Here is a 12,760-nt window from a genome sequence, read left to right as displayed (position 1 = left end):
CAATAAATTATAGGACTTAACACGTTGTGCACGTTACTAGCACATCTCACTTGTTAAAGAAGCACGCCAATTAGGTTAACTGGTTGATTTAATATTCTTTAAGTGATTAGTTGATCACGATCTTCATCTGCAATTTGTTGAACTAGTACTCAAAAAATCTAACCCACTGTTTTTAGGATAGATGAGTTCCCCAACATCCAACCTAACAGCAGGTGATTCCCATGACGAAAAATCTTTTCCGCCTCAGTACGATAACCCTTGGTTTGTGCCTTAGTTCTTTGTCTTTCGCGCAATCCGATCTTCCGAACATTAAAATTCTTGCCACTGGCGGCACCATAGCAGGCGCAGGTCAATCTGCAACCGAGTCAAACTACACAGCAGGTAAAGTCGGCGTTGAATCATTGATTTCTGCGGTGCCGAGTATGACCAAGATTGCCGATATTTCTGGAGAGCAAGTGGTCAGTATCGGTTCACAAGATATGAATGATGAAGTGTGGCTAAAATTATCGAAAAGAGTTAATGAGCTACTCGCTCAAGATGATGTTGACGGCATCGTCATTACTCATGGTACGGATACGTTAGAGGAAACCGCTTACTTCCTTGCTCTGACCGTCAAGAGCAAAAAGCCTGTCGTGATCGTTGGTGCAATGCGTCCTTCCACCGCAATGAGTGCTGATGGACCAGTCAACTTATACAATGCAGTCGTAACAGCCACCGATGAAGATTCAGAAGGACGTGGCGTGCTAGTCGCAATGAATGACACGATTTTCGATGCGCGAGATGTGACAAAAACCAATACAACCTCCGTCAGCACTTTCCAGTCACCCAACTTTGGTGCTATCGGCTACATTCATAATAGCGATGCCAAATATCAACGAAGCCCAGAGCGTAAACATACGACAGAAACCCCATTCGATGTATCAAAGCTTACTAAGTTGCCTAAGGTCGGTATTGTTTATAACTATGCAAATGCCTCCAATTTGCCAGTGAAAGCCTTTGTGGATGCGAAGTTTGACGGCATCGTAAGTGCTGGTGTCGGTAATGGTAACTTGTACCACACTGTGTTTGATGAGCTAGAGAAAGCGAGTAAAGATGGCGTTGTTGTTGTAAGAAGCTCCCGAACGCCTAGCGGCTCAACCACTTTGGATGCTGAAATTGATGACGAAAAATACGGCTTTGTTGCCGCTGGTACATTGAACCCACAAAAAGCACGTATCTTACTGATGCTGTCACTGACTCAGACCAAAAACTATCAAGACATCCAAAAGATGTTCCAATACTATTAATTCTGTCTAAGGTTCATTCGATAGAGGAGGTACACACCTTGCCTCCTCTTACACATAGCGACATGAGCGTCTCTTGTTAGCCAAACAAGCGACGCTTCATTCCTGCTTTTTCCAGAATACGCGTAGTAATTTCCTCAACAGACAGAGAGGACGTATTGATATATGGGATCGCCTCTCTTCTAAACAACGCCTCAACAGTGTCTAGCTCCAGCTTGCACTGCTCTGTGCTAGCGTAATCACTTCCAGACAAACGATTCTCACGGATTTCAGTCAAGCGCTCGGGATCGATCGTCAGCCCAAACAACTTATGACGATGGATCTCAAATTCAGGCAACAAACGCATCATCTTCACATCTTCCGCAATGAACGGATAGTTCACAACACGTAAACCAAATTGCATCGCCATGTACAAGCTAGTCGGCGTTTTTCCACTGCGCGACACGCCAAGTAAGATAATATCAGCTTGCTCCAACCCTTTTAGCGTAATGCCATCATCATGCGCCAATGTGTATTCAATAGCCGCAATACGGTCAAAATAGGTGTCGGAATCTTTCCCCACGCTGCGAGAACGCTGCAACTTAGGCTTTGGTGCCATCTGAATGTCGTCTTGCACTTTCTGCACAATACTCTCCAACACATCGTAACTGTATGCTGGCGCTTCAAGCAGCATTTCACGTACTTCTGGAACGACAATTGAGAAAAAGACCAGAGGTTTGACGCCATTGCGCTGGTAGGAAGTTTCAATTTCTTTGACTACGTCAGTAGCTTTGTCCTGGCTTTCTACAAACGGAAAGGTTTTTTCGTTAGGAATGAACGGAAATTGACCGAGAACAACATGCCCTAATGTCTCACATGTTATCGCCGTACCGTCAGAAACATAGAATACATCACGACTTTGGTTATTTATTTGCATTTCTGTTTAATTTTTCAAAATCTTTTGAGTAGGATGGTACACATAATATTAATAAATCAGTTTGGCTTTCAGTTAGGTTCACCACAGCTTTAAAAATTCTTTTGAATTTTTTTCAGCCAGAACGTAATCGTTTGCCTTTGATATCAATCTAAATGAAGCAATGTATGGTCAACGTGTAATAACAGCCAACATGCGATTGTTTAGATCGATTTAAGTCCCCCTACTAAGCTGCAATGTTTCTGGAGAAAGACATGCAAAAGAACACCCTCTGGTTCAATGGCCTATCCATGGATGATGTCGACAAAGTCGGCGGTAAGAATGCTTCACTTGGCGAAATGGTTTCTAACCTAGCAAACGCAGGCGTTTCTGTACCAAATGGTTTTGCGACAACCTCATACGCGTTTAACCAATTCCTTGACCACGAAGGTTTGGATGAGCGTATTCACCAATTACTCGATGAACTAGACGTTGAAGATGTAGAAGCTCTGCGTAAGACAGGTGCAAACATTCGTCAATGGGTATTAGAGGCCCCTTTCCCTGCGGACCTTGAACAAGAAATTCGTGAAAATTACCAAGAACTGATCGAAGGCAATCCTGAGCTTTCAGTCGCAGTTCGTTCATCTGCTACGGCAGAAGACCTACCTGATGCTTCTTTTGCTGGTCAGCAAGAAACGTTTTTGAACGTGAAAGGCATCGACGCAGTACTAGAAGCAACTAAGCACGTTTACGCTTCTCTATTTAACGACCGTGCGATTTCTTACCGCGTTCACCAAGGGTTCGACCACCGTGGCATCTCGCTATCTGCGGGTATCCAACGTATGGTGCGTTCAGATAAAGCCTCGTCGGGTGTTATGTTTACACTAGACACTGAATCGGGTTTCGACCAAGTTGTCTTCATCACCTCTTCATGGGGTCTAGGCGAGATGGTCGTTCAAGGTGCAGTAAACCCTGACGAGTTCTACGTTCACAAGCCAATGCTTGAAGCAGGCGAACACCCAATCGTTAAGAAAACATTTGGTTCTAAGTTGATCAAAATGATCTACTCAGATAACCAAGAAATCGGCAAACAAGTTGATATCGTTGATACTCCTGATGAAGAGCGCAACACGTTCTCATTGAACGACGACGAGATCAAAGAGCTCGCAAAGCAAGCAATGATCATCGAAAAGCACTATCAGCGTCCAATGGACATTGAATGGGCAAAAGATGGCATTGATGGCAAACTGTACATTGTTCAAGCGCGTCCTGAAACCGTATGTTCACAAACGGAACAAAACGTGATTGAGCGCTACGAGCTACAAAACAAAGCGGATGTTTTAGTTGAAGGTCGTGCAATCGGTCAGCGCATCGGTAAAGGCGTGGTTCGCTTGGTTGACTCTCTGGACCAAATGTCTTTAGTCCAAGAAGGTGACGTGCTAGTTACAGACATGACTGACCCAGATTGGGAACCAGTGATGAAAAAAGCATCTGCAATCGTAACCAACCGTGGTGGCCGTACTTGCCACGCAGCCATCATCGCTCGTGAGCTTGGTATTCCTGCAATCGTTGGCTGTGGCGATGCGACAAGCAAGTTAACCGATGGTGCAACCGTGACCGTATCTTGTTCTGAAGGTGAAACGGGCTACGTTTACCAAGGTGAACTTGAATTTGATGTAAAACGCTCTTCTGTTGATGAACTGCCACTGCTACCAACAAAAGTGATGATGAACGTGGGTAACCCTGATCGTGCGTTTGACTTCGCACAAATTCCAAATGAAGGTGTTGGTCTTGCTCGTCTTGAATTCATCATCAATAAGATGATTGGTATCCACCCGAAAGCATTACTTAACTTTGATGCACAAAGCGATGAGCTAAAAGCAGAAATCACTCAGCGTATTCGTGGTTACAAAGATCCTATCGATTTCTACGTAAGCAAACTGACAGAAGGTATCGCAACCATTGCTGCGGCATTTTGGCCGAAACGCGTTATTGTTCGTATGTCTGACTTTAAGTCTAACGAATACAGCAACTTGGTTGGCGGTAAAGCCTACGAACCGCATGAAGAAAACCCAATGCTGGGCTTCCGTGGCGCGTCTCGTTACATTTCTCCAGTGTTTGAAGACTGCTTCGAGCTAGAAACTCAAGCAATCAAACGCGTTCGTAACGAAATGGGTCTGAAAAACGTTGAAATCATGATCCCATTTGTGCGTACACCAAGCGAAGCAGCATCAGTGATTGATTTGCTAGCGAAGTTTGATCTGCGCCGTGGCGATCAGGGTCTTAAAGTCATCATGATGTGCGAACTGCCATCCAACGCGGTCCTTGCCGATGAGTTCTTGAAGTACTTTGATGGCTTCTCGATTGGCTCAAACGACATGACTCAGCTAACGCTTGGTCTTGACCGTGACTCTGGCGATGTCGCACATCTATTTGATGAGCGCAACCCAGCGGTTAAGGTGATGCTTCAGATGGCGATTGATGCGGCAACAAAAGCAGGCAAATACGTTGGTATTTGTGGTCAAGGCCCATCAGACCACGACGACCTAGCGGAATGGCTAATGGATCAAGGTATTAGCTCTGTATCACTAAACCCAGATACGGTTATCGATACTTGGTTAAAACTCGGTAAAGTTAGCAGCAAGTAACACACGATAAACTCTAGCCCTCACACTCCCCTTGTGAGGGCTTTGTTATTCACACGTCATTTCACAATCAGTTCGTGATTCCTCTCTCAAGTTCGTCATTTAGTCAATTTCATTATCAAAGTCTGATGACCTAAAATGAATGGTATATCGATAACTCCAGAGAGAATTTGATGAAAAAGCCTATCGCACTCCTTACTACATTGATGCTCCTGGCATCCCCTGCTTATGCCGATTGGGATGAAATTTCCAATAAAATGTCTGAGCTTGGCGACGCAGTTTCTGATACTGCACAAGATGCTTGGGACGACACCAAAGCGTTTTCAAAACAAGCGTGGCAAGATTTCACGAATTGGTCCGAGGAAGCGATCAATACCGCAGGCGAATGGACAGAAGCCAGCATCGAGAAGAGCAAAGAATGGATAGATGCTGCCGACAAAAAAATTGATGAGCTGATGGAAGGCGATACGCCAGAAGAAGCTCGCCAAGCCGTGGACTTAATGGCAGATAGCGCTTTGCTCAAGTTATTTAATGAAAAGCCGGAGGCAAAAGCTATTTACGACAACGCGTACGGCTACGCGGTCTTTGATTCTCGCAAATTATCTTTGCTGTTTCACACCAACTCAGGGTCAGGAGTCGCAGTGAATAAGGAAACAGAAGAACGCACTTATATGAATATGTTTGGTTTGGGCGTTGCACTTGGGGCTGGCGGCAAATTTTACCAACAAGTGGTTCTGTTTGAGAGCAAAGAAGACTTTGATACGTTCGTCAACGAAGGATGGGAGGCCACAAGTGAAGCCTCTGCTGTTGCGGGCGAAGATTCAGAGCAACTTTCAAAACAATTTAACAGCGGCGTCGCCGTCTATCAGTTGAACGCTAAAGGTTTGCTCATCGATGCTAACGTGTCTGGTTCTAAATATTGGGTTAACGAAGAGCTCACTAACTCGCAGTAATGCATAGCAACTAATCGCTTAAATAAAACCGTTGTTATGCACCCTTATCAATAAGTTAACGGGGATATGATTCCTCAAAACTGAGCACTTACGCAACTTTCTCTATGGAAGTCACCAGAAGATGGCGACTTCCCTTTCTCGTTGGATTGCTTTTGGTTATGCTTGCGCAAAACCACCTGCAATTCGGTATCCCATGCCTGACAATAACTTTAATAATCTGCTAGCAGAAGCAATTTCTGCTCTTAACACGCCTAACTTTACTCCTAAACTTATGCGTGTCATTCGCACTCTTTTTCATTTTGATTGCGCAGTTATTTTAGGTTACCGAGAAGGTAAACATCCTATTTATCTCTACGACTCAATTGAGAACGAGCGAGAGTTACTTTTTCAACGCTACCTTACTGACTCATTTCAAAATGACCCTTTTTTTCTCAAACTAAACGAGACAAAGCAACAAGGCGTATTTACGCTCAAAGACGTGGCGCGTAAAGGCGTTGATTTTACTTCCTACTGCGAACAGTTCTACCATCAGACCGGGTGGAAAGACGAACTGAGCATGCTAGTCGAAGTTGAATCTGGCCGTTGGGTCATGCTGTACTTCGGGTATATGAATGATGGAAAATACTTTTCTCAGCAACAAATCAATAAGCTAAAGCCCTATTTCCCGATAATTCAGTCGCTTTGTCAGCAGCATTGGAAACAAACGGAATTTACCTTTTCTGTGCCTGTTTTTGCACAGAGTGCTTATTCTGGCAGTATGCGATTAGCCATTGAGCAAGCTTTAGCAACGTTTGGCGTAGAATCACTCACCCGTCGCGAACAAGAGGTGGCTTCGCTTCTCGCTCAAGGGTTTGACACCAAAGAAATTGCCGCGCGGTTACACTTAGTTCAAGGCACGGTCAAAAATCATCGAAAGCGAATTTACTCGCAATTAAATGTGTCTTCATTGAGTGAGTTATTCCAGCTTTTCCTCAATCACCTCATTCTCCATTCAAGATAAAAAACTGTCCCTTAAGGGATATATCGAGAAAAGGTGTCGCGTTTTAGTCTGAATGTAACAACCACTAAAACAGACAAAAAGAATGACGACACCATTACTGCAAGATTTACAAGATCGCGGCTTGATTGCACAAGCCAGCGATTTGGAAGAAATTCAGACACTTCTCTCACAGCCACAAACCGTTTACTGCGGCTTCGATCCTACAGCTGGCAGCTTGCATATCGGCCACCTCGTGCCTTTGATTATGCTTAAGCGCTTTCAAGATGCCGGACACCAAGCTGTTGCCTTGATTGGCGGTGCAACGGGCATGATTGGTGACCCAAGCTTTAAAGCGACTGAGCGCAGTCTGAACTCAGAGGAAATCGTCTCAGGCTGGGTTAACGATCTTTCTAATCAAATTCAGCAGTTGATGAATCACCAACTGACCAAGCCGATGATCATGGTGAACAACGCTGACTGGATGAAAGCGATCAATGTGATCGACTTCTTCCGCGATGTGGGTAAGCACTTCTCGATCAATACTATGGTCAACCGAGAATCGGTAAAACAACGCCTGCAACGACCTGACCAAGGTATCTCCTTCACCGAATTTAGCTACGCCCTACTGCAATCGTATGATTTTGCCGAGCTAAACCGTCGATACGGTTGCCGTTTGCAAATCGGTGGCAATGACCAATGGGGAAACATCGTCAGCGGGATCGATTTAACTCGCCGTCAAAATGGTGAGCAAGTATTTGGCTTAACTCTGCCGCTGATCACCAAATCCGATGGCACCAAATTTGGCAAAACTGAAGGTGGTGCAGTATGGCTAGATCCTAGCAAGACCTCTCCTTACGCGTTCTACCAGTTCTGGCTTGGCGCAGAAGACGCCGACGTTTACCACTTCTTGCGTTACTACACATTCTTGAGCTGCGAAGAAATTGCCAGCATTGAAGCGCAAGACCAAGCAAGCCAAGGTAAGCCACAAGCACAACGTATTCTCGCTGAAGAAATGACGCGATTTGTTCATGGCGAAGAAGGCCTAGCCAGTGCCGAGCGTATCACTCAAGCTTTATTCAGCGGTAATGTGCAACAACTGAGTTTGGGTGAATTAAAACAGTTGGAGTTGGATGGTTTACCAAGCATTGAGAGCACACAACAAGATTTGGTTGAGCTGTTGATTGAGTCGGGCTTAGCAAGTTCGAAGCGTGTTGCACGCGAACACATCAGCAACAACGCCATCAGTGTAAACGGTGAAAAAGTGGCGGCTGATAACCCGAGTTTAAGCTTCCCACTGTTTGATCAATATTGGTTACTGCAACGCGGTAAAAAGCACTTCTGCCTCGTAAAGCGTTCCGCGTAGCAACACTCGCAGTACAAAACCTATAAAAAAATTCCCCTCACCACTTTCGTGATGAGGGGAATCCAAATTTGAACGATTTTAAGCCTAACAATAGGCAAAGACGTTGCTTATTGCGTTCTTAAACGTTGCCAGTACTTTTCGTAAATCGCTAACGTTTCTGCGCCAACATCATTAATAAACTCGCCTTTTTTCATGTCTTCTGATGAAGGGAAAATAGTACGGTTATTTTTCAACTCTTCTGGCAATTTGTCACGCCCAGCGTTTGTTGCCGACGCATAACCCAAACTGGTCACGATTTCCGCTTGGTTCTCTGATTGGTACATGAAGTTAATAAATTTATGCGCCAATGCTTTGTTTTTACTGCCAGACGGAATAGTGAAGTTGTCCATCCACAATACCGCGCCCTCTTCCGGCATCACGAACTTCAGTTCAGGCATTTCAACCTGCCCTTGGAATGCGTTGCCGTTCCATTGCATGCCGACCGATGTTTCACCGGACACGTAAGGGACTTGCGGCGCATCTGAGTTATACAGTAATACGTTGTTTTTCAGCGCAACTAGAGAATCAAAAGCCTGTTCGATTTCAGCTTCGTCTTTTGTATTCACGCTATGGCCATTTTTCTTAAGCGCCATACCAAACACATCGCGCACGTCATCGATCAACATGACTTGTTGTTCGTATTGAGACTCCCATAAGTCTGCCCACTTGGTCACTGGTTGCTCAACCATGGATTCGTTGTAGCTGATCCCTGTAATGCCCCAAATATAAGGCAGCGAGTAATCATTTTTCGGATCGTGCGCTTGGCCAAGTAAGCCGTCCATTGTGTCTTGCATGTTTGGCACTTGAGCGTGATCTATTTTCGAAAGCAGTCCTTCTCGACCCATTTTTTCAATGAAGTACGCAGAAGCAAAAACCACATCGTAACCAGAACCTTTTAGCAATTTTAGCTTGGTGTACATTGATTCATTATTCTCAAAGGTCGAATAATTAATCGTAACGCCTTCTTGTTTTTCAAACGCTTTTAACGATGCTTCCGGCAAATAGCCACCCCATGCATAAACGTTCAACGTTTTGCTATCTGCATGAGCAAACATGCTGAGCACAAGAGCACTCAGCCCCAATCCTTTGATGATTAATTTCATGGTATGCAATCCAACCAGTCCAGCGACGCGCTGGGATTCGGGTGCATAATTAGGTAATTGTTACCCAATTGAAAGAAAATTTAATTAATCTTTAACAGCAAAAATATTTATCGAATTTATAAAATTAACGCATGTTTTTAATAGCGACTGTGCATACCAAAATGATGAGACATTCCATCTTCCATTCGGCCACCTTTCCAGCCACCAGAACCGAGTAAATTAAGCACATCTTGAGCGGTATAATCGACACCAGCGAAGAAGTCATGCGCCACGTCTGAGCGTATTGCTTGCAACTCTGGTTGGTTTTCCAAATCAAGATCTTGCGGATCCGCATATAATGCCAACGCAATTTTTTGTTGGCACGCGCTTAACTCGCTGGTGCTCGTCTTTACCTGACCAACCGAAAAGTAGTCACGACTGCCGTATCCCACCACCAATCTGGTACTCATTAGTTTAATCACTTTCTTAATGCGGCGACGTTGTATAAATCTCAACATGTTTTGTTATTCCTGTATTAAGTTGGCTATGTCGTATTCTTTTGTTCGAATTAAAACACTCTGTTTTATCCGCGAAATTTCTCTAGCGCTTTTCGCGATGATCGGTTGTATAATACGATTCTGAAATATTTTGTTACGTTACCTCGGTAACCCCTGAGACTGCAACATGAACAACAGCAGATGGGTCGGCTTTATAGGCGGCACGATTGTCTTACTTAGTACCTTTATCCTCTTCGGATCTTCCGTCCACGCTGCTTGGTACCGAATCCCTGCGGAAGCCATTCATGGTATCGCCTTCACTTTGGCTTTTGGTTTAGGGTTAAACAGCCTGCTGGCGTACGCGACGGCAGTGATTACTCTTGCTGCACTATTCTACATTGGCTTTGTCGTTAGCTATCGGGTCCATCAGAAACTTAAATAGTCTTCTGTCTCAACCTGAGCTTAATAACGGATACTTGGTAACTAAAAAGGGAGCAAACGCTCCCTTTTTAGTTATCAGCATGTAGATGTTCTATGCCCGCTTTAATCATTAAGGTGGCATACCCTCAACGACTGCTGCATACCTGAAACATCATCACCTAAATACTCAACCGTCATTGGAACGTTGACCAACAGAGTAAAACTGGAGTCACTGAATCTTCCATCAGCATCACTCTCCAAATGAACAAAAAACGCAGGCTTATCCGCAATCAATGTAATTCGCCTCCCTTCAATAGAGACATCTATATTGGCTTTCGCTATCGGCAAGGTTTTTAGCTCGTGAGTACTAAACCATGTGTTGCTTATTCTGTCTTCACCGATTTGCGCTTCAACATAGAAGAAGCCTGACGTAAGTTCATCCTTCTCGATCAATTCATCCAACTGCCACAAAATCGTATTGCTGTCTGCTATGACTGTTTGTTCTAAGCTCCAACATTGCTTTTCTTCCCCTTGCCAATCTACCCACTTAAGCAGTGCGTTGACGCTTGCGGGCTCTTTTGCATCATTGAGCAAATGTAGGCTCAACTCGCCTGTATGCTCGGAAAATACCAAATACTGTGGCGCAAAAAAGCGTTTTGCATGGTAGTGCAACTGCTTCCATCTACCACTGTATTCCAAACTAGACCAAGAACTGACAGGCCAATTGTCGTTGAGTTGCCAGTACAGCATGCCGCGACAAACTGGAGAAATGGCACGCCAATGATCGCATGCAGTTTTGATCGCGATTGCCTGCTGAACTTGACTTAAATACAGCATACTCTCAAATCCAGAGGGAAAACGAAAATAGCGCGTGAACATCTCTGTGATAATACTATTACCTCGAGGGTTCTTCTGATGTTGTTCGAAAGTTGGGGATGTAATATTCCAGTCTTGCTCAGGGACAAACCGCTTAACTTCAGCAAAAGATGGCCAAGATTGAAAACCAAACTCAGAGCAAAAACGAGGATTCACGTCAAGGTAGGCACTGAATGATTTTCCTGAATGCCAAACGTCCCAAAAGTGCATATCGCCTTTACTATCATCATGCCACGCATCACCGAAATCCAGTTCACCATTACATGGGGAACTTGGCCAGAAACGGCGAGTGCTATCTTGCTCGGTAATCTCCTTCTCAATCATGCGGTTGAGGCGATCGTAGTTAACCGTGTATTTGACTTTGCTGCGCTTAGATTCGTCATACCAACCAATAGCTCCAATCACTTCATTGTCACCACACCAAAGTGCGATTGATGGGTGCTTCTTAAGCCTCGGGATTTGGAATCTAAGTTCTTCTTCTACGTCTTTTAAAAACTCGTCGTTTGATGGGTACAACGAGCAGGCGAACATCATGTCTTGCCACACCAACAAGCCAAGTTCATCACAAAGGTTATAAAAGGTTTCACTCTCGTACTGACCACCGCCCCATACGCGAATCATGTTCATGTTGGCGTCAACCGCACTTTGCAAAAGGTTGCGATAACGTGTTTCGTACTCTCGCCCCGGCATTGCGTCAATAGGGATCCAGTTGGCACCTTTAGCATTAATCGGTACGCCATTGACGATAAATTCCATTGCAGAGCCGTGCTCATCAGCTTGGTTATTTAGGGTTAACTGACGCAAACCAATGTTGTGCGTTAACTTTTGCTCTCTGCAAGAAATGGTAATGGGATAGAGATACGCTTCGCCATAACCCGATGGCCACCAGCGTTGAGGCTCCAAAATGTGGAACTGGCAATGATAGTGACCACTTCCTTTTGTTTGAATACATTGACGCTCACCATTAAATTCAACCATCATTTCATGGCGTTGACTGTCCGTTTCCACTTCAACTACTACATCAAGAAACACACTCCCATCGGCTTGCCATTGCTGCTCTGTCGAGAAGCCTTTGAGCCAAAGCTCATTCACAATGTCGATTTGAATGGGGTCGTAAATACCCGATACCATCAAGCAAATGCCCCAGTCCCATCCGGAATGGCATTGTGTTTTGCGGATCAAGTTCATGTGTGGAATTTGGTTGTTGCCCATTGCCGATGGAATAGGAAATGGCAGTTTTTTTGCTCTTGCGATACCTTCTAAATCCGCCCGAGCAAACTCAACCCGAATCGTGTTAGTACCTTGCTTTAAATGCGGTTTAATATCCACACGTTGCTGGGTAAATATGTTGCTGCAAGTTAGTGCTAGCTCACCATTAACATAGAAGGTTGCCAATGTATCGACACGAGTTAGCGTCATCCAAATTTGCTTGGCAGACAACGTAAACGCGTCGACGTCAAACTCACGTGAGATATGCCACTCACACTCTTCAATCCATCGAACTTTGTTTTCATTATCGGCAAAATAAGGATCTGGAATCTGCTCTGCTTGTAAAAGCGCCGACACATTATCGCCCGGAATAAACATTGGAATTTCAAGATTGGGGCGCTGTGGCGAGGTAAGCATCCACTGCCCGTTAAGTTCGAAGTGAGCCATCGAGTTAAACCTTAGCTTGGGAAAAACATGTTTTCTCAATGTAATCCTGATAAACCCATGCGAAAACAAGGGAAA

General features: G+C 44.6%; 10 protein-coding genes. 6 read left to right on the top strand and 4 right to left on the bottom strand.

The window, feature by feature from the left end; genetic code table 11:
- Nucleotides 1-221: 221 nt before the first annotated feature.
- A complete protein-coding gene (gene ansB / locus R7Q09_RS05765) occupies nucleotides 222-1,286 on the top strand; it encodes an L-asparaginase 2 (protein ID WP_064369398.1) in 1,065 nt (354 codons plus the stop codon).
- A gap of 76 nt (nucleotides 1,287-1,362) precedes the next feature.
- Here ansB and R7Q09_RS05760 read toward each other — a convergent pair whose 3' ends face one another.
- Nucleotides 1,363-2,199: a pyruvate, water dikinase regulatory protein gene (locus R7Q09_RS05760; RefSeq protein ID WP_005373820.1), complete on the bottom strand. Its 837-nt coding sequence runs from the start codon at nucleotides 2,197-2,199 to the stop codon at nucleotides 1,363-1,365.
- Nucleotides 2,200-2,450: 251 nt separating this feature from the next.
- Between R7Q09_RS05760 and ppsA the strand changes: the two genes are divergently transcribed.
- The 4 genes from ppsA (at nucleotide 2,451) to tyrS (ending at nucleotide 8,115) form a co-directional block, all read left to right on the top strand.
- Nucleotides 2,451-4,823: a phosphoenolpyruvate synthase gene (gene ppsA / locus R7Q09_RS05755; RefSeq protein ID WP_047102763.1), complete on the top strand. Its 2,373-nt coding sequence runs from the start codon at nucleotides 2,451-2,453 to the stop codon at nucleotides 4,821-4,823.
- A 170-nt stretch (nucleotides 4,824-4,993) separates the two neighbouring features.
- A complete protein-coding gene (locus R7Q09_RS05750) occupies nucleotides 4,994-5,773 on the top strand; it encodes a hypothetical protein (RefSeq protein WP_005373824.1) in 780 nt (259 codons plus the stop codon).
- Between the two features lie 193 nt (nucleotides 5,774-5,966).
- The gene (locus R7Q09_RS05745; protein ID WP_318070596.1) at nucleotides 5,967-6,773 is read left to right on the top strand and encodes a helix-turn-helix transcriptional regulator; all 807 of its coding nucleotides are present in this window, start codon (nucleotides 5,967-5,969) and stop codon (nucleotides 6,771-6,773) included.
- Between the two features lie 82 nt (nucleotides 6,774-6,855).
- Nucleotides 6,856-8,115 carry a tyrosine--tRNA ligase gene (gene tyrS, locus R7Q09_RS05740; RefSeq protein WP_318070595.1) on the top strand — a complete coding sequence of 420 codons (1,260 nt, stop codon included), beginning with the start codon at nucleotides 6,856-6,858 and terminating at the stop codon, nucleotides 8,113-8,115.
- A gap of 107 nt (nucleotides 8,116-8,222) precedes the next feature.
- Here tyrS and R7Q09_RS05735 read toward each other — a convergent pair whose 3' ends face one another.
- Nucleotides 8,223-9,257 carry a PotD/PotF family extracellular solute-binding protein gene (locus R7Q09_RS05735; RefSeq protein ID WP_047102765.1) on the bottom strand — a complete coding sequence of 345 codons (1,035 nt, stop codon included), beginning with the start codon at nucleotides 9,255-9,257 and terminating at the stop codon, nucleotides 8,223-8,225.
- Between the two features lie 137 nt (nucleotides 9,258-9,394).
- Nucleotides 9,395-9,754 (bottom strand): DUF6559 family protein, encoded by a 360-nt coding sequence (locus R7Q09_RS05730; protein ID WP_054865478.1) that lies wholly within the window; start codon nucleotides 9,752-9,754, stop codon nucleotides 9,395-9,397.
- Between the two features lie 166 nt (nucleotides 9,755-9,920).
- On the opposite strand from R7Q09_RS05730, the gene R7Q09_RS05725 reads away from it, so the two are divergent.
- Nucleotides 9,921-10,175, top strand: coding sequence for a hypothetical protein (locus R7Q09_RS05725; protein WP_005387084.1), 255 nt, complete (start codon nucleotides 9,921-9,923; stop codon nucleotides 10,173-10,175).
- Between the two features lie 101 nt (nucleotides 10,176-10,276).
- Here R7Q09_RS05725 and R7Q09_RS05720 read toward each other — a convergent pair whose 3' ends face one another.
- On the bottom strand, nucleotides 10,277-12,685 hold the full coding sequence (locus R7Q09_RS05720; protein WP_318070594.1) for a beta-mannosidase: 2,409 nt from the start codon (nucleotides 12,683-12,685) through the stop codon (nucleotides 10,277-10,279).
- Nucleotides 12,686-12,760: the final 75 nt, after the last annotated feature.

The organism is Vibrio sp. 2130-1 (assembly GCF_033339515.1).
The sequence above is the reverse complement of the archived record's forward strand: the minus strand, read 5'-3'. Positions and strand labels throughout refer to the sequence as shown.

Bases quoted from the DNA above. Each gene is read 5' to 3' on its own strand.
- R7Q09_RS05730 (WP_054865478.1), bottom strand. From the start codon at position 9,754: ATGTTGAGATTTATACAACGTCGCCGCATTAAGAAAGTGATTAAACTA.
- R7Q09_RS05750 (WP_005373824.1), top strand. From the start codon at position 4,994: ATGAAAAAGCCTATCGCACTCCTTACTACATTGATGCTCCTGGCATCC.
- ansB (WP_064369398.1), top strand. From the start codon at position 222: ATGACGAAAAATCTTTTCCGCCTCAGTACGATAACCCTTGGTTTGTGC.
- R7Q09_RS05760 (WP_005373820.1), bottom strand. From the start codon at position 2,199: ATGCAAATAAATAACCAAAGTCGTGATGTATTCTATGTTTCTGACGGT.
- R7Q09_RS05745 (WP_318070596.1), top strand. From the start codon at position 5,967: ATGCCTGACAATAACTTTAATAATCTGCTAGCAGAAGCAATTTCTGCT.
- ppsA (WP_047102763.1), top strand. From the start codon at position 2,451: ATGCAAAAGAACACCCTCTGGTTCAATGGCCTATCCATGGATGATGTC.
- tyrS (WP_318070595.1), top strand. From the start codon at position 6,856: ATGACGACACCATTACTGCAAGATTTACAAGATCGCGGCTTGATTGCA.
- R7Q09_RS05735 (WP_047102765.1), bottom strand. From the start codon at position 9,257: ATGAAATTAATCATCAAAGGATTGGGGCTGAGTGCTCTTGTGCTCAGC.
- R7Q09_RS05720 (WP_318070594.1), bottom strand. From the start codon at position 12,685: ATGGCTCACTTCGAACTTAACGGGCAGTGGATGCTTACCTCGCCACAG.
- R7Q09_RS05725 (WP_005387084.1), top strand. From the start codon at position 9,921: ATGAACAACAGCAGATGGGTCGGCTTTATAGGCGGCACGATTGTCTTA.